Source organism: Rheinheimera pacifica (genome assembly GCF_024809855.1).
GTDB lineage: Bacteria > Pseudomonadota > Gammaproteobacteria > Enterobacterales > Alteromonadaceae > Alishewanella > Alishewanella pacifica_A.
The window spans coordinates 20,659-43,169 of the sequence record NZ_JANUEM010000014.1 but is presented as its reverse complement, the minus strand read 5'-3'; the positions used below and the strand labels follow the sequence as shown (position 1 = coordinate 43,169).

16 protein-coding genes and 1 tRNA gene are annotated in these 22,511 nt (G+C 51.4%); 5 read left to right on the top strand and 12 right to left on the bottom strand.

Annotation, left to right across the window (positions count from 1 at the left end):
* Nucleotides 1-180: 180 nt before the first annotated feature.
* Entirely contained in the window at nucleotides 181-1,500 is a 1,320-nt protein-coding gene (locus tag M2404_RS16185) for a type II toxin-antitoxin system HipA family toxin (RefSeq protein WP_259240799.1), read from the top strand.
* The gene (locus M2404_RS16180; protein WP_259240798.1) at nucleotides 1,497-1,817 is read left to right on the top strand and encodes a helix-turn-helix domain-containing protein; all 321 of its coding nucleotides are present in this window, start codon (nucleotides 1,497-1,499) and stop codon (nucleotides 1,815-1,817) included. Before M2404_RS16185 ends, M2404_RS16180 begins: the two co-directional genes overlap by 4 nt.
* Here the strand turns inward: M2404_RS16180 and M2404_RS16175 are convergent.
* From M2404_RS16175 to M2404_RS16165, 3 genes are all read right to left on the bottom strand, one after another.
* Nucleotides 1,795-2,421: a hydrolase TatD gene (locus tag M2404_RS16175; protein WP_259240797.1), complete on the bottom strand. Its 627-nt coding sequence runs from the start codon at nucleotides 2,419-2,421 to the stop codon at nucleotides 1,795-1,797. The genes M2404_RS16180 and M2404_RS16175 overlap by 23 nt on opposite strands.
* A 130-nt stretch (nucleotides 2,422-2,551) precedes the next feature.
* On the bottom strand, nucleotides 2,552-4,594 hold the full coding sequence (locus tag M2404_RS16170) for a S9 family peptidase (protein ID WP_259240796.1): 2,043 nt from the start codon (nucleotides 4,592-4,594) through the stop codon (nucleotides 2,552-2,554).
* A gap of 319 nt (nucleotides 4,595-4,913) precedes the next feature.
* Nucleotides 4,914-4,990 (bottom strand) — tRNA-Arg (locus tag M2404_RS16165).
* Between the two features lie 164 nt (nucleotides 4,991-5,154).
* On the opposite strand from M2404_RS16165, the gene M2404_RS16160 reads away from it, so the two are divergent.
* Both M2404_RS16160 and M2404_RS16155 read left to right on the top strand, forming a co-directional pair.
* The gene (locus M2404_RS16160) at nucleotides 5,155-7,089 is read left to right on the top strand and encodes an ATP-binding protein (protein WP_259240795.1); all 1,935 of its coding nucleotides are present in this window, start codon (nucleotides 5,155-5,157) and stop codon (nucleotides 7,087-7,089) included.
* Between the two features lie 150 nt (nucleotides 7,090-7,239).
* On the top strand, nucleotides 7,240-9,423 hold the full coding sequence (locus M2404_RS16155; RefSeq protein WP_259240794.1) for a M3 family metallopeptidase: 2,184 nt from the start codon (nucleotides 7,240-7,242) through the stop codon (nucleotides 9,421-9,423).
* A gap of 176 nt (nucleotides 9,424-9,599) precedes the next feature.
* On the opposite strand, the gene pmbA is transcribed toward M2404_RS16155, so the two are convergent.
* On the bottom strand, nucleotides 9,600-10,946 hold the full coding sequence (gene pmbA / locus M2404_RS16150; RefSeq protein ID WP_259240793.1) for a metalloprotease PmbA: 1,347 nt from the start codon (nucleotides 10,944-10,946) through the stop codon (nucleotides 9,600-9,602).
* 180 nt (nucleotides 10,947-11,126) lie between these two features.
* Here pmbA and yjgA point away from each other — a divergent pair, with 180 nt between their 5' ends.
* Nucleotides 11,127-11,645, top strand: coding sequence for a ribosome biogenesis factor YjgA (gene yjgA / locus M2404_RS16145; protein ID WP_259240792.1), 519 nt, complete (start codon nucleotides 11,127-11,129; stop codon nucleotides 11,643-11,645).
* Nucleotides 11,646-11,865: 220 nt separating this feature from the next.
* Here the strand turns inward: yjgA and M2404_RS16140 are convergent, their stop codons facing one another.
* From M2404_RS16140 to mreC, 8 genes are all read right to left on the bottom strand, one after another.
* On the bottom strand, nucleotides 11,866-12,861 hold the full coding sequence (locus tag M2404_RS16140) for a branched-chain amino acid aminotransferase (RefSeq protein WP_259240791.1): 996 nt from the start codon (nucleotides 12,859-12,861) through the stop codon (nucleotides 11,866-11,868).
* Nucleotides 12,862-12,924: 63 nt separating this feature from the next.
* Nucleotides 12,925-14,367 (bottom strand): metalloprotease TldD, encoded by a 1,443-nt coding sequence (tldD, locus tag M2404_RS16135; RefSeq protein ID WP_259240790.1) that lies wholly within the window; start codon nucleotides 14,365-14,367, stop codon nucleotides 12,925-12,927.
* Entirely contained in the window at nucleotides 14,364-15,209 is an 846-nt protein-coding gene (locus M2404_RS16130; RefSeq protein WP_259240789.1) for a carbon-nitrogen hydrolase family protein, read from the bottom strand. Before M2404_RS16130 ends, tldD begins: the two co-directional genes overlap by 4 nt.
* On the bottom strand, nucleotides 15,202-19,107 hold the full coding sequence (locus M2404_RS16125; protein ID WP_259240788.1) for a YhdP family protein: 3,906 nt from the start codon (nucleotides 19,105-19,107) through the stop codon (nucleotides 15,202-15,204). The genes M2404_RS16130 and M2404_RS16125 overlap by 8 nt, the downstream gene beginning before the upstream one ends.
* Nucleotides 19,107-20,573: a ribonuclease G gene (gene rng, locus M2404_RS16120; protein ID WP_259240787.1), complete on the bottom strand. Its 1,467-nt coding sequence runs from the start codon at nucleotides 20,571-20,573 to the stop codon at nucleotides 19,107-19,109. Before rng ends, M2404_RS16125 begins: the two co-directional genes overlap by 1 nt.
* Nucleotides 20,570-21,199 (bottom strand): Maf family protein, encoded by a 630-nt coding sequence (locus M2404_RS16115; RefSeq protein ID WP_310503101.1) that lies wholly within the window; start codon nucleotides 21,197-21,199, stop codon nucleotides 20,570-20,572. The genes rng and M2404_RS16115 overlap by 4 nt, the downstream gene beginning before the upstream one ends.
* On the bottom strand, nucleotides 21,142-21,624 hold the full coding sequence (gene mreD / locus M2404_RS16110) for a rod shape-determining protein MreD (RefSeq protein WP_259240786.1): 483 nt from the start codon (nucleotides 21,622-21,624) through the stop codon (nucleotides 21,142-21,144). Before mreD ends, M2404_RS16115 begins: the two co-directional genes overlap by 58 nt.
* Nucleotides 21,624-22,502: a rod shape-determining protein MreC gene (gene mreC / locus M2404_RS16105; RefSeq protein ID WP_259240785.1), complete on the bottom strand. Its 879-nt coding sequence runs from the start codon at nucleotides 22,500-22,502 to the stop codon at nucleotides 21,624-21,626. The genes mreD and mreC overlap by 1 nt, the downstream gene beginning before the upstream one ends.
* Nucleotides 22,503-22,511 lie beyond the last annotated feature (9 nt).

The following is a 22,511-nucleotide window of genomic DNA, read 5'->3' as shown; positions in this document are numbered from 1 at the left end:
ACCTTGGGCCATAGCCGCGCAGTGATACCGCGATGGGTTTAGCAAGACAATCACCTGTCTGATATGTTAGACAAAAAATTGTCTTTTTAGCTAAATTGCGCCTTATATTAGACAAAAAATTGTCCTTTCTGCCTTTTTGTGCGTTATATTAGACAATAGAACAGCAGCAATAGGACATTTATGCAGCTTACATTGCAAGCCTTTAATGATGGCCACTGGCAGGATGCTTTTGTTATTACCATCGCCGCCCCGGAGGCAGGCAAACATAGCAGGGTATCTTTGCAGGCCCAAACAACATACGCCGCAGCTTATTTTGATGAGACGGGATCACGTAGTTTTTCGGCAATGTACCCGGTTAACCCTATGGATGTGTACAGCTTTAACAGCTGGCCCGGCGTATTTGAAGATATTATGCCGATGGGCTACGCCCGCACGCTATGGCTGGATATGCTGGGCCTGCAGCAACAAACGGTGGCTGTGCAGGATCTCACCTTGTTGCAAGCCGGCACCATTGCACCTGTGGGTAACTTACGCTTGAAAGAATCGGTTGAAATGGTGGCCGGGCAACAGGTAAGTGCATTGGAGCAGATGCGTTTTGAGCAACGGCAGGTAATAGAGCGCAACCATGACTTTCTAAACTATGCCAGACAACGCGGCGCAGTGTCGGGCGGCGCAACCGGTGCCGGTGGTGCCGCACCTAAATTGTTGGTCAGGCTAAACTCGCAGCGCGAGGTATGGATAGACACCCTGCAAAACGATAATAGTGCTGACGCGCATTATCTGGTGAAATTCCCACGCGGTAACACTGCGATAGACCAGGACATTTTGCGCACGGAATACCACTACTACTGTGAATTGGCAGAACTGGGGTTCGCCAGCATGGACGTTGCCAAACTGCAACTACAAGAAGGTAGCAAACAGCCCTCGCTTTGGTTGCCGCGCTTTGACAGAGAGTTTAATGCCGATGCTGTAAAACGTTATGGTGTTGAATCTGTGTTCTCGCTGTTAAATAAACCCGCAGGTAGCCATTTGAAACATGAAGAGGTATTAAAGGTACTTACGCAAGTGGTAAACAGCCAAACTGCGGCAGAATTAACCGCCGAATACCTGAAGCGTGATTTGTTAAACGTGGTATTTGGCAACTCCGATAACCATGGCCGCAATATGGCGGTACTAAAACAAGCAACGTCGGTATCACTGGCCCCCATTTATGACTTTGCCCCCATGAAAGCAGACCCGGAGGTAGTAATGCGTACGACCCATTGGAGCAACACATTTGAGCGCGGTGGTGATATTGACTGGCTGGGGTTATGTGACAACCTGGCCTGTTATGGTGAGCCTGAATTGTTTAAAACTGAATTACGCCAATTGGCCGCCAAGCTACAACACTTAACCAGGCGCTTAACAGAGCGTGGTGTGCCTACCAGCATTATGCAGATGCCGGTAATGGGCTTTGCCTATCTGGAAACCAGGCTGCAAAAGTGGCGGTTATTGCCATGACAAAAGCTAAGGCCACTACCACAATAGATCGCTTTGCATTAAAGCAACGCCTGGTGCAGCAAATGCTGTCTGGCAATACAACTCTGGGTCAAATTGGTAAAGCCTTGCGAACCGAAGGCTTACAAATGTCACAAACAGACGTATGCAAACTTACCGGTTTGAGCCGCCAGGTTGTCAGCGATATAGAAAACGATAATGGCAACCCGCGGTTAGATAATTTACGCAGCTATTTTAAATTGCTCGGATTGGAGCTGGCGGTGCTGCCGCGCCAGCGCACTGAACTGGATAGCTTGCTTAAGCCCCCGGCTGAGGTTTAACCACAAACTGCCGTGCGCCTAAATCCAGCGCCAGGGCGCGCAGTTCGCTTTGTTGGGCTACCGGCGCATAGGCAAAGCACGTTACCTGTAAGCCTGCCTCACTGGCAGTGTGCATAAACTGGCATACGTCACTAAAACCCAACTGTATTGGTTTTACCACCTGTTGATACGCCGGCGGGTTGCTGGCTGGTAAGTAAATTTCCAGCTTTTCTACTTCCAGCTCAAGCAACTGTTGGCATAATGCCGCGGCCTCATTTGGTGGCACCAAACCATAAGTTACCAATGTCACCGGCACGCCGTGACGTTTGGTTTTAAAAGCCGGTAAAAATGCGGCCAGCACTTCCAGTTGCAACAGCGGATCACCAATACCAGCAATAGCCAGGCCTTGTAATTCAAATTCGGTAGAGGCTTGCTGCTCGTAACCGGCCTGATAGGCTTGCTCTGTGGCATCCAGCAATTGCTGTGCGCCAGGCTCTGCAGCCAGTTGCGCCAGCAACGGTTCGTTACCCGCTACTTGCAACAACGACTGTGCAGCAGGTAAACGGCTGCCACATTGCAGTGTTAAGCGCTGCTGCTCAAAATAATGGTAAGGCGATGATGTCATTGCGGTTCTCCACGTCAGGCTAAGCGGAAAGTAACACAAGCCGGTTTGGCTGTCTTGTGGTTGCCTTAATGATCTTTTGCAGAATAACTTGACGTAAAAACGGCGCCCAGAGGCGCCGTGATATTTAAGCTTAACGTGCGCCGGGTTCGGCGAATTTAGTCATCCAGTCTTTAACCTGGTTATACCAATAAATGGAGTTATTTGGTTTTAAGATCCAGTGATTTTCGTCCGGGAAGTAAATCATCCGCGATTCCACACCACGGCTTTGCAGCGTGCGGAACAACTCAAAACCCTGCCCTACCGGTACGCGGTAATCCAACTGGCCGTGGATCACTAAGGTTGGCGTGTTAAATTTATCGGCATGGTAGTGCGGCGAGATGTTTTTATAGATGTCGGGATTTTCCCAGTAGCCACCAAAACGGGTGGAATGCACGGCAAAGTCGGCCGCCATTTGCGAGTACATATTGTATACCGCAGCATGAATAAGCAGCGCTTTAAACGGGTGCTCGGTACCCAGCAGTACTGAGGTTAAATAACCGCCGTAACTGGCCCCACCGGCCACCATACGGTCGGTGTCAATCCAGCTTTGGTTTTCAAACCATTTGGTTGCTGCCTGAATATCGGCTAACGGCTTGGTGCGCCAGTCGGGGTTTATCGCATCGGCAAAATCCTGGCCAAAACCGCTTGAACCATGAAAATTCGGCCAGGCGGTAACATAACCCCAGGAGGCAAAAGTTTGCGCATTCCAGCGGTAGCTGAAGCTGTCGCCAATGGCATTATGCGGCCCGCCATGAATAAGTAAAAACAGCGGATATTTTTTGCTTTTATCAAAGCCTGCCGGGTAATGCACCCACATCTGAATATCTTTACCATCGGCACCTTTATAGGTTACCGACTCATAACTACCCAGTTCGGTGTTGTTCAGAATATCGTCGTTAAAGCTGTCAAGCCGGGTGGTTTTGCCGTTACGGGTATCTACCGTTACCAGCCGTGCCGGGTACATAAAGCTGTCGTTGGTAGCTACCAGCGTATTGCCGCCCGCTAACGCTGGCTGGCCAAAGCTGGTGGCTTGGGTAACGGCGCGGGTTTTGCCACTTTTGGCATCAATATGGTACAGACGCTGGGTGGCGGCATCGTCGATGCTGCTGTAAAAACCGCGGCTGTCGGCTGTCCAGACAAAATTACTGACTGAGCGATCCCAGTTGCTTGCTACCTCACGGCTGGTTTTCTTTGCCAGATCATAAATTGTTAATTTGGCAGTATCAGCATAAAAGCCATGAATACGCTGGCGGGTAAAAGCCAGGCTTTTACCGTCCGGGCTGAAACTGGGGTTAGCATCCGGCGCCTGGTTATCGGTCGTCAGATTTTCAGCGCTCTTTGCACCTTCTGCATTCGCGGCACCAATACGGGCCAGAAAGATATCGGTTTTCGGATCAACCTGATTGTCCCAGCCGTTGGCAGTAAAGGCGATGTACTGCTCTTTGCTGTCAATATCGTAGCTGGATGCACTCTGGCTGGCGCGCGGCAGCTCATAGCCCAGCGGCTGGGTAACAGCCTGTACGTCACCGCCGCTGGCGGCAATACGGAATACATGCGCCTGGCGGCTTTCGTCTATCCAGTGATCAAACTGCGAGTAAGGCAGCGCATTCCACTGCCGGGCCGACACTTTTTTATCTTTGTCGGCTTTTAGCTGTGCTGTCATCTCATCCCAGCTTTTACCCGGCCAGATACGGCTGATAAAGTACAAATGCTTGCCTGCCCACTTAATACCATATACGCCGGTAGGAACCTGGGTTAAACGCTGCGCTTCACCCGGCTTGTCCATAGACAGCAGGTAAATTTGCCCGGCGTCATCTTTGTCGCGCTGGCTGATAAAAGCTAAGGTTTTGCCATCAGGCGAAAAGGTGGCCTCGCTGGCACGCAGGCCTTCGGCGGTAAGCGGTGTTTGCTGCTTGCCATCGGCACTGAACAGCCATAAACGGGTATGTGCTTTGTCGGCTTTAACGTCATATTGGGTAACCGGCGCCACAATATAGCGGCCATCGGCTGATACCACAGGCGAACCTATACGCTGCAGTTGCCACAGCCGCTCTACGCTCAGGCTGTTGTCGTCCTGTGCAAAAACCATAAATGGCAGCAGGCACAACACCAGTAAAAGGTGCAGTTTTCTCATCGGTGAAACTCCCTGGTTGTTATTAGAATGATACCGGGAACGATACTAGCACAAGGTATTGTGCTGTCAGTAAGCATAAGATAAACGGCGGCTTTAAGGCTGTTAGTGGTGAGAATGCAACAGCCAGGATAACTATAAACGCAAAGACCGCCGAAATGGCGGTTGCACCCGATAGGATTGATTCGGTGCATCCTGCACCTCACCCTTCGGGCGTCGCTGGCGCAACGTCAAAATCGGCTGTCCTGCCGATTTTTCGAACGCAGGTTCTCATCCACAGGTACACAAAACAAAAAACCGCCTGATTGGCGGTTGTTTGTTTTGGCGCACCCGATAGGATTCGAACCTATGACCTCTGCCTCCGGAGGGCAGCGCTCTATCCAGCTGAGCTACGGGTGCACACATCGCCTGTTTGGGCGAGCGCGCATTATAGTCAGCCTTATGCTGTGTGTCTATTGCCTTGCTGTGCGTTTTTTCAACACTCAGTTATAAATCCTTTGTTTACAAGCCCTGCCCGCAACATATAGAGTGTAACTTAATCCGCATTGGCGCTATAACTTAATATGGATACTAAGTTACTTCCGTTCTGGCAATGGATATTGCTGTTAGCTCTGCTGTTAGGGGCGGCATATGCTACTGAAACACTGGTTGTGCATGAACAGCAGCATGCCCGCAGCCAGCAGTTACGCCATGAAATTGCCAGTGCCGGCCAGCTGCGGGCACTGATTGAGTCTGAACTGAATATCCCTCTGTACCTCACCATTGGCCTTACTGCCCATGTACAGGCCCGTAACGGCGAAATATCTCCGGCCGACATGCATTTATTGTTACCCGAACTGGTACATCAGGCCCGCCATATCCGTAATATTGGCATTGCGCCGGGCAATACCCTGCGTTACGTGTATCCAAAAACCGGTAATGAGCAAGCCATTGGCCTGTATTATCCCGACATAAAAGAACAATGGCCGGATATTGAAGCCATTATTGCCCAGCGCGAAGCCCGGCTGGTAGGGCCTATTGCACTGGTGCAGGGTGGTACAGCTTTTATCTATCGGCTGCCGGTCTATCTTAATGCCCGCAACTACTGGGGCATTATCAGTACGGTGGTAGATATTGATTCCGTCTGGCGTTTACTGGAAAAGCAAACCTCTGAACAGGAAGTACAGATAGCGCTTCGCAGCCTGTCGGCAACAGGCCGTGCCGGCCCGGCGTTTTATGGTGATGAGCGCTTATTTCATGACGACAGCATGCTACTGGCAGTGAGCCTGCGCGGCGCCTTATGGCAAATGGCGCTGCGCTCACTTACACCACCGCAAGATCGCTCGCTGGCTATCCGCACAACGGCTTACAGTGTAACCCTGTTGCTGCTGGCTCTGCTGTGCTGGTTATTTATGTCGCGCCAGCATTTACGCCGCAGTGTGGCAGAGCAACAGCGCAGTAAACTGCAACTACGCTGTATTATGGATAACGTCGCCGATGCCATTATTACCACCCTGCCGGACGGCACTATAGAGCAGGTAAATTTGTCATGTTACCCGATGTTTGGCTATAGCGCGGCAACCTTACCGGGTATGCACTGGTCTGCCTTACTGGCTGAGCCACAGCGGCTGGATGAATTGTATACTGCCACCTCTACCAACAAAGCAGAGTATGAAACGCTGGGGCGGCGGCACGATGACAGTTTATTTCCGCTGGCGATAAGACGCAGCCATATCCGGCTGCAGCGCCAGGCCCGCCAGTTGCTGGTACTGCGGGATTTATCTGAACAACAAAAAACCGAACAGTTAAAACAAGAGTTTATTGCCACAGTAAGCCATGAACTGCGCACCCCGCTTACGTCTATTTCAGCCGCGCTGGGGCTGGCTACCGGCGGAGCCCTTGGCGAGTTAAATTCATCACAGCTACGTATGCTGCAATTGGCCCATACCCATTGTCAGCAGCTTACTACGTTGCTAAATACACTGCTGGACGTAGAAAAACTGGCCAGCGGTAATATGCAGTTTCAGTTAACCAGGCTGCCGTTATTGCCACTGCTGCAACAAGGTATTGAAGACAGCCAGATACTGGCTAAAGCACGGCGTATTAGCTTAGTACTACATTGCCCGCCCGAGCTGCAACAGGCGCAGGTACAGGCCGATAGGCTGCACTTAAAGCAGGTGTTACTGCATTTATTGGGCAATGCCATAAAGTTTTCCCCGCCAAACAGCACAGTGCAACTAATAGTGCAGATAAATGTACAATTGCACCAGCGCCTGCTAAGAGTGGTTATTGCTGATCAGGGAGCAGGCGTCAGTGAGCAATTTGTACCGAAATTATTTAACCGCTTTAGCCAGGCCGATAGCTCTGACAGCAGCATGCATGGCGGCAGCGGCCTGGGTTTGGCGGTAAGTAAAAACCTGATTGGCCATATGCATGGCAGTATAGGTTATATGCCAAATACACCGCAGGGCAGCTGTTTTTATATAGAACTGCCGTTTAACGCATCAATTCAGCCGTGACAGTTGCCCTAAGCCGGTTTTTGTCTTAATTTGTTGGCGTCTGGCTGCAAACTTGGTTTATCGCTGAGTATTTTTGGCATACTCGGTCAGGCAGCCTGCGCTAAGGCGCAATTATTACAACAAAGCTTTACATCTTCCAGGGAGATACTCATGCGTAAAACGCTTATCGCCACGGCCGTTGGCACTGTACTGGCGCTTACCGCCTGTTCTGACAATACGGCACCACAGCAAACTGATACCACGCAAACTCAAACGCAGCAAGACGCTGCACCGGTAGCCGATGTGACATCAACTAACCCGTTATTTACCAAAAGTATGCTGCAGTACGAAGCACCAAACTTTACTGAAATAAAAGACGAGCATTTCCTGCCAGCCTTTGAAGAAGGCATGAAGCAGCATATGACCGAAGTGCAGGCCATTGCCAGCAACCCTGAACCGGCTACCTTTGAAAACACATTGGTTGCACTGGAAAAAAGTGGCGAGCTGTTAACCCGGGTATCACGGGTATTTTATAACCTGGCAGGCTCCGACTCTAACGCAGAGCGGCGCAGCATTCAGTCTGAACTGGCACCGAAAATGGCAGCGCACTCAGACAACATTAACTTAAACCCACAGTTGTTCGCCCGCATTAAAAGCCTGTACAACCAACGCAACGAACTGAAACTGGACCCGGAATCGCTGCGTCTGGTGGAAGTTTATTACGAGCGTTTTGTCCGCGCTGGTGCACAGTTAACTGAAGAGCAAAAAACAGCAATTCGCGCACTGAACGAAGAGCACTCTAAACTTACTAACCAGTTCTCACAAAACCTGCTGGCCGAAACTAAAAATATCGCCGTTATTGTGGATACCAAAGAAGAGCTGGATGGCTTATCTGATTCACAAATTACTGCAGCGGCCACTGCCGCTAAAGACGCTGGCCATGACGGTAAATACCTGCTGAGCATTACCAACACCACTCGCCAGCCGGTTTTAAGCCAGCTTAGCAACCGCGATGTGCGTAAACGTGTATGGGAAGCCTCTGCCAACCGCGCACAAAGCGGCGAAACAGATAACCGCCCGCTGGTAGCCCGCTTAGCCCAACTGCGTGCAGAGCGTGCCAGGTTGTTAGGTTATGACAACTGGGCCAGCTTCAGCCTGGAAAACAACATGGCTAAAACACCACAGGCCGTGCTGGATATGCTTGGCTCTATGGTGCCGGCCGTTGTTGCTAACACTAAAGTGGAAGCCGCTGCTATTCAGGAAATGATTAAGCAAAAAGGCGGTGACTTTGAGCTGCAACCGTGGGACTGGGAATACTACGCCGAGTTTGTGCGCCAGGCTAAGTTTGATCTGGACGAAAACGAAGTTAAACAATACTTTGAGTTTAACCGCGTATTAAAAGACGGCGTGTTCTTTACCATGAACCGTTTATACGGCGTAACCTTTAAACCACGGCCAGATTTACCTACCTACCACCCGGATGTAGACGCCTACGAACTGTTTGATGCCGACGGCACCAGCCTGGCTATTTTCTACGCCGATTACTTTGCCCGCGAAGGCAAACGTGGTGGCGCCTGGATGAGCTCATTTGTTGGTCAGTCTCATTTAACCGGCCAAAAGCCGGTAGTGGTTAACGTAATGAACATTCCAAAAGCACCGGAAGGGCAACCTACCCTGGTAAGCTATGACCACGTTACTACTATCTTCCACGAACTGGGCCACGGTTTACACGGCATGTTCTCAGATGTGAAATACCCGACACTGGCTGGTACTTCAGTATCACGCGATTTTGTTGAGTTTCCGTCTACCTTTGAAGAAGACTGGGCAGCACACCCTGAAGTGATCGCTAACTACGCTAAGCACTACAAAACCGGCGAGCCTATTCCTACTGAATTGCTGCAAAAAGTGATGAACTCACGCAGTTTCAACCAGGGCTTTGATACACTGGAATATATGTCTGCCGCCCTGCTGGATATGGAATGGCACTCACTGTCGGCTGACGAGCCACTGCAGGATGTAAATGCGTTTGAAGCCGCAGCACTGAAAAAACACGGTGTAGATTTAGCAGCAGTACCACCGCGCTATAAATCTACTTACTTCTCTCACTCTATGGGCGGCGGTTATTCTGCCGGTTACTATGCCTATATGTGGAGTGAAATTTTAGCGGCTGATGCTTTTGCTTATGTGCAGCAACAAGGCGGTTTAAAGCTGGAGAACGGCCAGAACTACCGGAAAAACATTCTGTCTGTGGGTAACTCACGGCCACCAATGGAGTCTTACAAAGCCTTCCGTGGCCAGGAGCCTACTACTGATGCACTGTTAATCCGCCGCGGCCTGAAAACCAAAGTAGATTAATATCTTGGCGGATATCGGTTTACTCTAAATCAACCGTTGAAGGCAAGGATGCCTGAGTCGAGCCTACAGGGACGTATTTACGGCGCGTTGATGTGAGTAAACCAGTTAGCCGCCTGCCTGTGATACATTAAAAAGCCCCGCTGATTTAGCGGGGCTTTTTGTTGGTGGCTGCTTAATTAACTACCTGCCACCTGCATCTGGTTGATCAGTACCGAGCCGGTTAATACCCCGCCACGGCGGTCAATGTCGTTACCTACGGCGCTGATATTCATCAACATATCTTTTAAATTACCGGCAATCGTTACCTCAGATACCGGAAACTGAATTTCGCCGTTTTCTACCCAAAAACCGGCTGCACCGCGCGAGTAATCACCGGTAACGGTATTTACACCCTGGCCCATCAGCTCGGTAACCAACAAACCTTTGCCCATAGTGCGGCAAAGTTGCAGTAAGTCTTCATCTCCGTGGCTTACCAGCCAGTTATGAATACCGCCAGCATGGCCGGTGCTGACCATACCCAGCTTACGGGCAGAGTAAGTGCTGGTAAGGTAAGTAGCCAGTACACCCTGCTCAATTACCGCTAAGTCGCGGGTTTTTACGCCTTCGCCATCAAACGGGCTGGACGCCAGCGCTTGCTTTAAATGCGGCTGCTCTACAATGGTAATACCCGGCGCCATAATCTGCTGGCCAACTTTACCCACTAAAAAGCTGGAGTTACGGTAAATGGCACCACCGCCAATGGCCGACACCAAATGGCCAAACAAGCTGCTGGCAATATCAGCACGGAAAATTACCGGCACTTTCTGCGTGGCAATTTTACGGGCATTTAAACGGGCAACCGTTTCCAGCGCTGCTTCACGGCCAATTTGTTTTGGGTCAAGCAACTGGCTGTACTGGCGTGCTACAGTAAAGCTATAGTCGCGCTGCATATCGTCGCCATCTTCGCCTATTACCACGCAACTAAAGCTGTGGCGCGAGCTGGGATAACCCACTAACTGGCCATGGCTGTTACCATACACCTTTAACCCCTGATGCGTTGAGAACGACGCACCTTCAGAGTTGGTAATACGCTTGTCGGTGGCAAAAGCGGCTTCTTCAGATGATGCACACAGCGCTATGGCTTCGTCGGTGCCGATGCTGTCGGGATAGAATAAATCCAGATCCGGCGGAGACATTTCCAGCCAGCTGGCGTCAGCCAAACCGGCGTGCGGGTCTTCAGAAGTATAGCGGGCGATATCGGCAGCAGCCTCAACCGTGCGGCGCAGTGCCTGCGGGCTTAAATCGGCAGTAGACGCCGAGCCTTTACGCTGGCCAAAATACAGGCTGATCCCTAAGCCGCCATCCTGGTTAAACTCTACCGTTTCAACTTCGCCATGGCGGGTTTCTACGCTTAAACCTTTGGTACGGCTCATTGAGGCTTCAGCCGTACTGGCACCCAGTTGTTTGGCATGGGCCAGTACTTCGGCTACAGCCTGTTTAACTTCGTCAATTTCCTGCCAGATAGTCGGTTGTGTTACTTGCATAATGTCTGTTCAGCTAAATTATTTGCCACAAGCTTATCATAGTCTGCGTAAGCTAGAGCACCATATAGTTTAAAAAGCGACGCCAGCGAGATCCACCTATTAAACTATATGGCGCTCTACTGCTGCTGTGCTGCACTATCATGTATACTTAGCGGCATTATTGTTAAGAGTGAAGCAAGCATGACCGATTTTATTAACGGCGATACCTGGGATGAAGAAGAAGGTAAGAGTAAATCTCAGGTAAAGCGTGAAATGCACGAGTTACAAAAGCTGGGCGAAGAGCTGGTGTCGTTAAGTGCGGCCGCCCGCGCTAAAGTGCCACTGGATGACGAACTAAAAGACGCGCTGCAACTGGCCGACAAGCTGGGTAATAAGCGCGAAGCGCTGCGCCGCCATATTCAGTTTATTGGCCGTTTAATGCGTACCCGTGAGCTGGAGCCGATAGAGCAGGCGTTGGCGGTATTGCGTAATACCAACCAGGCGGCCACCCGGCAGTTTCATAAAGTAGAGCAATGGCGTGATAAGCTGCTGGCCGACAATGACGCGGTAACCGACTTTATTGCCGCCCACCCTGACGTTGACGTACAGCAACTGCGCCAGCTTATTCGTAATGCGAAAAAAGAGCAGGAAAAACAGCAGCCACCTAAAGCGTTCCGCGAGTTATTTCAGCTAATTAAGCCTTTGATTATTCAAGAATAGTTTATATGCCACGACGGCTACAACGTCTGTTGTGCTAACTAAACCAGATTGGGATGCCGTTGCGCACAGCCACAGACCATTTTCGCGTTAGCGAAGGCGGGTAAGGCATTCGTCAGGAACGAATGCCGTCAGCGCAAGCTGGCCCGCCGGATGAGGGGCCGGATTGCCCCGAATTCCACTGTGGCGAGCACAGCGGAATCCCAATCTCAGCCAACCCTACTTAACAAACTTTCGTTAGCCAGCTATGTTTATCTTCAGCCTTGCCCCACTGAATATCATTTAGTGCCTGACGCAGTGCATTGGTCGTGCCGCCGGCGGCACCTGAACCCACCTGATACTCTTTACCGTTATGGATCAGTGTACCTACCGGCGTTAATACCGCAGCAGTACCCGATAATGCCGCTTCTGCACCCGGTTTTGCCGCGCGTTCCAGCAGTTCATCTACCGTTAGCTCGCGCTCGGATACTGTCATACCGCGGTCACGTGCCAGCGTTAAAATAGAATCACGGGTTACGCCGTGCAGGAACGAGCTATCCAGCGCTTTGGTAATAATTTCATTGCCGTCGATCAGCAAAAAGTTTGCTGCGCCGGTTTCCTGTACGTCACCGTTGGGGCAAAACAGTACCTGATCGGCCTGCACTGCGGCACGGGCTTTCATAATGGGCTGCAGCGCACTGGCATAGTTACCGCCGCTTTTTACCATACCCATATGGGCGGCACAGCGGGCATTGTCTTCCAGCAGCAAGCGCAGTGGCTTGGCGCCACCGGCAAAATAATCACCTACCGGTGATAACAGCACATACAATAAAGATTCCAGGCTGGGGGCCGCAGCTTTACCGATAGAAGCCTCAGTACCAATATGCGTCGGGCGGATATACATAGAGCCCGGCGGAGTCGGTACATCTGCCGCATAATGCTTAACGATATCAACGATCATCTTGCTTAGCATGGCACCATCAATTTTCGGCAGCGACAACAGCTCACTGCTTTGCGCCAGGCGGGCTACGTTTTTATCCATGCGGAAAATATAAATGCCACCATCAGCGTGGCGAAACGCTTTTAAGCCTTCAAAGCAGGTGCTGGAATAATGCAGCACATGCGCGCCCGGGTGCAGGCTGATGCTGTCAACCGGAACCATTTTTGGCTGGCTCCAGCCGGATTGCTCATAACGGGATATCACCATCTCTGGGACAAACACAGTGCCAAACGCTGCCATCTTGTTTTATTTCCTGCTGTTGTGTTGGTTTAAAGGCCGCTTTAGCGCGGCTTTGCCTGTTATTTAGTGCTGGGTGCCACCTACCGTCATGGCATCCAATTTTAATGTGGGCTGGCCCACGCCTACCGGCACGCTCTGCCCTTGCTTGCCACACACACCTACTCCGGCGTCGAGCGCTAAGTCGTTACCCACCATCGATACCTGCTGCATCGCCTCCGGCCCCATGCCAATTAAGGTTGCGCCTTTAATCGGTGCGGTAATTTTGCCGTTTTCAATCAGGTAGGCTTCAGAGGCCGAAAACACAAACTTACCGGAGGTAATATCTACCTGGCCACCACCAAAGTTAGGTGCATAAATGCCTTTTTTCACGCTGGCGATAATTTCGGCCGGCTCACTCTGGCCGGCCAGCATATAGGTGTTCGTCATACGCGGCATCGGCAGATTAGCAAAAGACTCGCGCCGGCCATTACCGGTTGGCGCTACACCCATTAGCATGGCGTTGTGCTTGTCCTGAATATAGCCTTTTAATATACCGTTTTCGATCAGCACATTGTGCTGGCTGGGTACGCCTTCGTCGTCGATATTCAGCGAGCCACGGCGGTGCGCCAGTGTGCCGTCATCAACAATAGTGCATAGCTTCGATGCCACCTGCTCGCCAACGCGGCCCGAAAATGTCGATGAACCTTTGCGGTTAAAATCGCCTTCCAGGCCATGGCCTACGGCTTCGTGCAGTAATACGCCCGGCCAGCCGCTGCCAAGCACTACCGGCATAGTACCGGCTGGTGCATCTATGGCGGTTAAATTAACCTGAGCCTGGCGCACAGCTTCGCGGGCATAATGCTGCCAGCGCGGAGTGCCATCAACCAGCTCGTAGAAATAACGGTAATCGGTGCGGCCACCGCCACCGGCATTGCCGCGCTCGCGCCGGTCACCTTGTTGCAGCAGCACTGAACAGTTTAACCGCACCAGCGGGCGGATATCGCTGGCATAGGTGCCATCAGTGGCGGCTACCAGTATTTCTTCATACACGCCGGAGATATTCACCATTACCTGCTCTGCACGATTGTCCAGCGTGCGGATATAGGCTTCTATCTGGTGCAGCAGAGCCACTTTATCGGTATTGGTTAAACTTTGCAGCGGCTCACACGGTAAATAGATATTACTGTTACCGCTTTTGCTAAAAGCTTTGACACGGCCATTCTGGCCTTGTGCAGCAATGCCACGCGCTGCTGTTGCAGCCTGTTTTAATGCCGCCGCGCTGATGGTGTCTGCATAGGCAAAGCCGGTTTTTTCACCGCTGATAGCGCGCACACCCACGCCACGCTCAATATTAAAAGAGCCTTCTTTCACTAAACCATCTTCCAGCACCCAGGATTCATGTACGCTGGATTGAAAATACAAATCAGCAAAATCAAGCTGATGATCAAATAAATAGCCCAGCGTTTGCTGTAAATCAGCAGCGGTCAGCTCGGAAGCGGTGATCAGGTTCTGCTCTGGTGCAGTCATGGTTTGAGCTCACTGTTAAATCGGTTATGTTGCGCCAGCTGCATGCTTTGCCGCAGCGGCACAACGTCAGTTAAATCTATTATTGCCGTTACCCAGCCCGGTGCAGTACCGGCATCAGCCAATACCCGGCCCCAGGGGTCGATGATCAGGCTGTGGCCGTAAGTTTCGCGGCCATTGGCATGCACGCCGGTTTGGTTGGGCGCCAGCACAAAGCACTGGTTTTCTATCGCCCGCGCTCTTAGCAATGTATGCCAGTGTGCCTCGCCGGTAACCTTAGTAAAAGCCGATGGCACTGTCAGCAGGTTCATACCCTTAGCGGACAATGCCTGTGCCAGGCCTGCAAAGCGCACATCATAGCATATAGTCAGGCCAAGCTTTAACCCGCCTACTTCAGCCAAAGTGATTTTCTGCCCCGGATAGGTACTGGCCGATTCACGGTAGCTGCCGGTGTTGTCACTCACTGCAACATCAAATAAATGCATTTTCTGGTAATCGGCAACAATACTGCCATCGGGTGCAAATAAAATACTGCTTGCGCTAAAACGTTGCGGCTCTGGGCTACTGGTGGGTAACGAGCCAGCCAGTAAATACACGCCAAACTGTTTGGCCAGCGCCGCACACCCCTGCTGGATAATACCCTGCCCCAGCAGTGCCTGATACTGCAATTGCAGGCCGTCGCGTCCGCCAAACACAGCAAAGCATTCAGGCAGTGCTACTAAATGCGGCAGGCCATCGGCATAAGTATCGGCCAGTTGCCGCAGGTAAAGCGCTATCTGCGCCAGGTTGTGCTCTGGCTCCGGTGTGCTGGTGAGCTGAATGGCCGATACACGCCAGTTAACCATGGGGTTTGTTCCTTTCAGGCTCCGGTTGCGTTGCTGCAGGCAGTTGAATAATAGCTTCGGGCTGGGCAATCCGCACCGGCACCGGTACTTCAGTGCTATGACGGTTTACTTCGGTTACCACCGGTTTGTCAAAACTGCCGGTAACGGTGAAGTTAATTTTCGAGATCACTTCTGCGCTTTGAAACACTTCATCCAGCGCTAATGCCGCAAGCCCGGTGGCCGGGTTTACCATCCAGGCAATAATGACCGGCAAACTGGAGGTAACTTTAGGGGAAAATGCCATCTGGTAATCCAGTTGTTTGCTCACCAGATCAGCATAGCCCTGAATTTGCAAGTTGCCGGGCACGCCGTCAATACCGGCATCGCTGGTTTGTGCCACGCCTTTTGCAATAGCCAGATTACCGCTCATTTTGTTGTAAAAAAAGCCTTTGGCAAATACGTCACGAAAGTCCAGCCGTAGTTTGCGCACCAGTGAGTCAAGGCTGAATATAGAGAACAAGCGTGAACCCTGATCGCTTACCTCCGTTAACGAGCCCTCCCCCAACGTATAACTGACATTACCGGACAAATCGGCCACAGCATACTGGTTAGGCGCGCCGGGCCAGTTCAGCGTAAATTTAATATCGGCGGTGCTACCGGCAATGGCTGATGTCAGCTGAAATTCATTTAGCATGGTGCCAATATTGGGGCTTTGCAACTGGCCGGTAAATTCACTGAAACCGGCATTACCGTCATCTTGCCAGAAGCCCTGCACATTTAGCTGGTGTCTTTTATAGCGTGCATCCAGCTTACTAAGCTCCCAGCGCTGTGCAGTGCTGTGGGCCTTAGCCTCTACCTGGCCAAAGCGGTAATTACCCAGGCTGCAATCGGCACAACTTACCGTTAACGGTGGCAATTCTAACAGCCAGCGCTGGGCTGTCAGTGCCAGTTTCTCGGTAACTTTGGCGGCCTGATCACTGGCATCGGCAGTTTCATTCAGTGGCAGGTGCAGGTAGTCAAAGGCGGCAACAATACCCTGCTGCTGCCAGTCTTTATTAAATTGCCAGCGGCTGGCCAGCTCAGTACCATTTAACTGCAATCGCCAGTGCTGTGGCAGCTGTTCGGCGTCAAACACCGTATTATGCAGCCGTACTCCAGGCGCTACGTCCAGTTGCGCTACCTTACCGCGTACCTGGGATAACTGCGGAAAAAAGTGCGGTTCGGCATCAGTGGCACTTTCATCAAGCTGCTGTTTGATCACATCAAACCAGGCCAGAAAATCCAACTCAGGTAAATTAATGCTAATAGTAAACTCATCCGCTGCCGGTACAGGTTCCTGCAGGCCCAGGCTAAGATGGGCACGGCGCAGTTGCTGGGTGTCGTGTTGTAATACAGCATTAAAATGCAGCTGTGGCGCATCCTGCTGTTGGGCATTCTTCTGTTTAGCATAGCCAAGCGCTATCGCAGACTGCACACTGTTGCCGGTTACGGTTAGCGCCAGCTCTGCAGTTTCATCTTCCGCTTTGTTATAAGGTGCGGGCAACAATAAGGCAGTGTTGTGCAAGCTGCTGCGCAATTGGGCCTGATAATTTATATCGTCCTGTGTCAGGTTCAGTGCCAGCTGTAACTGCCAGCCAGTTGTACCATCTACCAGGGTAGCCGCTGGGGCGTGCAGCGCCTGCAGTAATTGCCGGCTGTTTTGCTCCCCTTTTAACTGCAGTGCCAGTTGGTAACCATCGGCGGTATTTTTGCCCTGCAGGGCCGCTGTAACCGGCAGGTCGCGCCAGCTTAACTGCAGTTTATCAGCACGGATTTTGTCATTTTCAAAGCTTAAGCTGCCGGTTAACTGCTGCACCTGCATTGCCGGGGCCTGCAGGTTAAGGCTGGCGTCAGTAAAGCTGACGGTACCGCTAGCCAGCACAGCAGGTTGTTTCAGGCTAATTGCCAGCGTAACATCGCCGTCTGCCAAGCCTTCAACACCAAGGTGCTGCAGCGTTTCACCCAGGCTATCGTGTAATGGCGATTGTTGCATTAGCGCAGTAACCGAACTGGCTTGTACCTCCCGCTTAATATGAATATCCAGAGTTTGCGCATCAAACAAATCCGGGATCACGGCACTAACACCTTGTTCAAGTTCAATGCCGTTTAAATTGCCTGCTTCAGACTGAATAACCATAGCGGCATTTTCAAACCACAACTGTGCGCTTAAACCTGCTATTTGCGGCCAGTCGGGGTCGAAGGCAAAACGCCCTTGCTCCAGTTGGGTTAACACCTGAAACACGCCTTGCTGTTCAGTGTAAGGAAATTCTGCCGGTTTACCCTGCCACAACATAGTGGCGTTATTCACCCGGCCGCTGATAATAGCTTCGCTCAGATATTCGCGCACACTTTGCGGCATATAACGCTGCGGAAAATAATGTGCTGCGCGGCTGGCGTCCAGTTGCTGCAAACGTGCCAGAATGCTCAGCTCGTCGGTTAACTTAATGCTGGCGTCTAACTGCAAATCAGCGCTGTGAAGGCTTAATGACGGAATACTCAGTTGCCAGTTACCGGCTACATTGTGTAAATACACCTGCGCCGACAACACGTCGTAAGCGGTGGTTTCACTGAACAGGCCATCCCAGCTTAGTTCACCGCCTAAACTTTCCAGCTGTATTCTGGCCAGCGTTGGTGTGGCTATAAAGTCGCCGCGCATATTGCTGACACCCGGAATATCACCATGCGCCTGCGAGCTGACATTCGCTAACCGGCCCTGCAACTGCCACTGCTGATCGGCAACTCGCCATTGCAACTGCTGCACATCACCGGCAGGCTGATACGCTACCAGCTGTTGCAAAACACTGATATCGTCTGCCAGCAAATTCGCCAGCGGCGTAATGGCGTTAAGCGAAAAATTGTCTACCTGGCCCAGCCACTGCTGAGCAGTACGCTGTAACTGAAATTGCAGCCCCTGCCATTGCTGTTGTTTGTCAGACAGCGTTAACGGGCCGGAATGCAGCACCCAGCCATCTGTTGCCGGTTGCCATAACAGCTGCCCCGGCCCCAGTTGCAGGCTGTGGGCAGTGTCACCGCGATGCCAGCTTAAGCTGTTATTGGCCAGCTCTACCTGTATCCGTTGCAGTAAGCCCTGCTCTACCTGGCCCCAGGCTTGAAAATTGATACTGGCCTGCTCCAGCTTCTGGCTGGGCGGCAGCAGGGTACGAAACCATGGTAAAACATCCAGCTTGTCGCTTTCCAGATACAGCTGGCCGCTGGCATTGTCCAGCGTGTCACCATGTAAATCGAGAATAAATGACACCGTATTGGCCGTAACACCGGCCAGTGCTAAATCGCCGTACCCCTGATGCCGGTTGCCACGGTTAGCCCAGTCCAGCTGTTTAATATCAACAACCAGATCCGGATTGTCGTCATTTTGCAGCACCAGTTGGCTATCTACTACAGAGAAATAGGTCAGTTGCTGAAAAAACAATTGTTCCAGTGCTGCAAAAACAGGTGCGCTGTCCAGTGCGGCTGTACCTTCGCCACTTAGCAGGCTGTCGGCATCAATGTAGTACTGCATGCCGCTCAGTTCAAAATGTTGAGCCGTTAGTTGCCAGTTACTCAGGCTGCGCCAAAAATCCAGTCGTACCCGGGTTTCACCAATACTCAGCTGTAACTGCCCGTTACTGTCCAGCAGCTTAACATCGCGCAGCAACAGCGCAGGGCCATACTTCTGCCAGCCGGCACTTAACTCACCAATGCTGACATTAGTGCCGTAACGGTTGCTGATAAGTTGTTCAATATGGTGCTTGTAGCTGTCGGCATGTGGCAGGGTGTAACGCAAAACGGAGATCGACACAGCCAGCAGCACCAGCGTAACAGCCAGTGCCAGCCAGAGCTTATGTAAACAATAAAAACATACCCGTTTTGTGCGTTGCACTACATCATTACCACATCAAATTGTTCCTGTGTGTATAAAGGCTCAGTATGGATACTGATTTGTTTACCAATAAACACCTGTACTTCAGCCAGGCTGTGAAACTCGTCGTTGGTTAAGGCGTCTTTTACTGCCGGCGACACATACACAACAAATTTGTCGGCAGCATAGGCCCGGTTTACCCTGACAATTTCGCGCAACACTTCAAAACACACCGTTTCAACGGTTTTTAAACTGCCACGGCCCTTACATACATGACACTCTGAACAAAGAATATGTTCCAGGCTTTCACGGGTTCTTTTACGGGTCATCTCTACCAGACCCAGTGCCGAGAAGCCGTGAATATTGGTTTTGGCCCTGTCCCGTGCCAGCGCCAGTTCTAAACTGTGAAATACCCGGCGTTTGTGCTCAGCACTTTGCATATCAATAAAGTCGATAATAATAATACCCCCCAGATTACGCAGCCGCAGCTGGCGGGCAATAGCCTGGGTGGCCTCGGTATTGGTATTAAAAATGGTTTCTTCTAAATTGCGGTGGCCAACAAAAGCACCGGTATTAACATCAATGGTGGTCATGGCCTCGGTTTGATCGATAATCAGATAACCGCCGCTTTTCAGTGGTACTTTGCGTTCCAGTGCGCGCTGAATTTCATTTTCCACATCAAACATATCAAAAATAGGCCGCTCACCGGGGTAATACTCCAGCAACGGCGACAAATGCGGAATAAACTCTTCGCAAAACGCTGTCAGTTGCTGGAAAGTCAGCTTGGAATCTACCCGTACCCGCTCCAGCTCGGTGCCAACAAAGTCACGTAAAATACGGTATGTCAGGGTTAAATCTTCGTATACCACCCCCTCTTTGCGGGTTTTTTGTTTACGTTTAACTATCTTGGCCCACAGCTTCTTCAGAAACCTGGCATCCTGTGCCAGTTCTTCAGCACCGGCACCTTCAGCAGCCGTGCGGACAATAAAACCACCGCTGTCATCCAGATACTGGCTGACAATATCTTTTAAACGCTGGCGTTCGCTTTCGCTTTCCAGCCGCTGCGATACACCAACATGCGGCGAACCGGGCATAAACACCAGATAACGCGACGGCAGAGTAATATCGGTAGTTAAGCGCGCGCCCTTGGTGCCCAGCGGATCTTTTACCACCTGCACTAATAAATACTGGCCTTCGCGCACCAGCACACGGATATCCTTACTCACTGCCGGCTTGGCTTCCAGCTCGGCCAGCGTGTCGTGCTGTACTATGTCGGAAGCATGCAAAAACGCGGCTTTATCCAGGCCAATATCCACAAATGCCGCCTGCATACCGGGCAATACCCGGCTGACTTTACCCACATACATATTGCCAACCAAACCTAGTTTGGCCTGGCGCTCTATATGCAGTTCCTGCAGTACACCGTTTTCTATCAAAGCCACCCGGGTTTCACTGGGTGTCACATTCAGTAGTAGTTCTGCGCTCATACCGGCTCCTGCCACTGCTGTAATAATTGTTCAGTTTCGCATAATGGCAGGCCCACCACTGCGGTATAACTACCATTAATGCGTTGCACAAACCTGGCCGCCAGCCCCTGAATGCCATAGCCACCGGCTTTATCGTGCGGCTCGCCACTTTGCCAGTAGCTGTCAATATCCTGCGCTGTTAACGGCCGGAAATACACCTCTGTGCACACTAACTGCTGCAAAATGCGCTCACTGCTTAGCAGCGCCACGGCTGTCATTACTGTGTGGCTGCTGCCAGACAATAGCTGCATAGTGCGGTTAAATTCAGCAAAATCAGCTGGCTTACCTAAAATTTCATTATTGGCTACTACTATCGTATCGGCACCCAGTACCGGTATGTCGGTGGTTAAACGAGCCAGCCCGGCCTGGGCCTTTTGCCGGGCTAAGCGGGCAACATAAAGCTCCGGGGCTTCATTCGGGTAAGGTGTTTCGTCAATATCCGCTTTAACCAGCTGAAAATCTACACCGAGCTGCGTCAGCAGTTCACGCCGGCGTGGAGAAGAGGATGCTAAGGCAATACGTGGGTAACTCATTGAATTTTCAACTGTCGGCGATAGCGCCGCAGTAACCAGAACAACCAGGGCCACACCAGCATACCGGTAACAACCGGCCACAGATACTGCGGCATAAAATATACGCCGGTAAGAAAATGGCTAAGCCAGAATAGCAGTAACTGATACAGCGCCAGCAGTAGCCCCAGCAATAAAGACTGCTGCACCACTGAAAAATTACGGATCTTAAGATGATGCTGGGCAACAATAAAAATTACCACAGAAAACGCCAGTGCATTAACACCCAGTACAGTGCCTACCAGCACATCAACAATAAAACCGCTGAAAAATGCCGTACCAACACTGATCCGCTGCGGTAAAGCCATGACCCAGTACATCAGCACCAGCAGTACCCAATCGGGCCGGGCCAGCTTAACCAGTTGCGGCATCGGCATCACCGTCAGGATCAGCGCCACAAATAACGACAGATAAATAAAGCCAATGCGGCCAGCTTTTCGCATCAGGGTTGCTCCTGTGGTGCAGCGCCAGCCAGGGTTTCTTGTGTCGGCTCAGGCACACGCGGCGTATTGGATAACAATAGTACATGGCGGATGCGGTCAAGCAAGGCGTAAGGCTCAGCATATACCACCATAAAGGGCTGGCTGGCATCCTGGCTTATTTTTGATACCCTGGCCACCGGATACCCTTCGGGAAAGCGGCCATCCAGGCCTGACGTTAGTAGCCTGTCACCTTCGCGGATATCGGTACTGTGTGGCAGGTGCATTACGCGCAATGAATCCCACTGGCCCAGGCCTTCAACAATAGCCCGCACACCGGTGCGCTCTGCCCTTACTGCTATGGCATGGGTATTGTCAGAAATCAGCAAGGCACGGCTGCTGGTGGGGCCGACACTAACTATCTGGCCAACGATACCCTGATCGTCAATGACAGCCTGATGCTCGGTTACACCATCTTTGGTGCCTTTGTTCAGCACAACCTGATGGCTAAACGGATGGCTGTATACCGCCAGCACCTCTGCTACCAGCCGTTTATCTTCAATCACCGCTGAAGATCCGAGCAAAGCGCGCAGTTTTTCATTTTCTTGCTGTAAATAACGTAATAGCTGTAGCTGGCCGCTTTGTTGCAACAGGGTTTCTTTTAACCGGGCATTTTCGTCCAGTACAGCCTGCTGCGACATAAACTGTTCTGACGCACCGGAAAACAGCGTTTCCGGTAAGCTGGCAACATAAAACAGCGGGCTTACTGCTGTGGTAAGATAACTGCGAAGCTGGGTTGAACTGTCGGTGTAACGGTCAAGAAACATCAGCCCAGCACTGCACACTACAGCCAGAAAAAGCCGCAGTGGCAGTGACGAGCCCCGACTATAACTTTGATTCATAACGCTGCC

Bases quoted from the DNA above. Each gene is read 5' to 3' on its own strand.
- tldD (WP_259240790.1), bottom strand. From the start codon at position 14,367: ATGACTGCACCAGAGCAGAACCTGATCACCGCTTCCGAGCTGACCGCT.
- M2404_RS16130 (WP_259240789.1), bottom strand. From the start codon at position 15,209: ATGGTTAACTGGCGTGTATCGGCCATTCAGCTCACCAGCACACCGGAG.
- M2404_RS16140 (WP_259240791.1), bottom strand. From the start codon at position 12,861: ATGGCAGCGTTTGGCACTGTGTTTGTCCCAGAGATGGTGATATCCCGT.
- M2404_RS16185 (WP_259240799.1), top strand. From the start codon at position 181: ATGCAGCTTACATTGCAAGCCTTTAATGATGGCCACTGGCAGGATGCT.
- M2404_RS16160 (WP_259240795.1), top strand. From the start codon at position 5,155: ATGGATACTAAGTTACTTCCGTTCTGGCAATGGATATTGCTGTTAGCT.
- mreD (WP_259240786.1), bottom strand. From the start codon at position 21,624: ATGCGAAAAGCTGGCCGCATTGGCTTTATTTATCTGTCGTTATTTGTG.
- mreC (WP_259240785.1), bottom strand. From the start codon at position 22,502: ATGAATCAAAGTTATAGTCGGGGCTCGTCACTGCCACTGCGGCTTTTT.
- M2404_RS16170 (WP_259240796.1), bottom strand. From the start codon at position 4,594: ATGAGAAAACTGCACCTTTTACTGGTGTTGTGCCTGCTGCCATTTATG.
- yjgA (WP_259240792.1), top strand. From the start codon at position 11,127: ATGACCGATTTTATTAACGGCGATACCTGGGATGAAGAAGAAGGTAAG.
- rng (WP_259240787.1), bottom strand. From the start codon at position 20,573: ATGAGCGCAGAACTACTACTGAATGTGACACCCAGTGAAACCCGGGTG.
- M2404_RS16155 (WP_259240794.1), top strand. From the start codon at position 7,240: ATGCGTAAAACGCTTATCGCCACGGCCGTTGGCACTGTACTGGCGCTT.
- M2404_RS16180 (WP_259240798.1), top strand. From the start codon at position 1,497: ATGACAAAAGCTAAGGCCACTACCACAATAGATCGCTTTGCATTAAAG.
- pmbA (WP_259240793.1), bottom strand. From the start codon at position 10,946: ATGCAAGTAACACAACCGACTATCTGGCAGGAAATTGACGAAGTTAAA.
- M2404_RS16175 (WP_259240797.1), bottom strand. From the start codon at position 2,421: ATGACATCATCGCCTTACCATTATTTTGAGCAGCAGCGCTTAACACTG.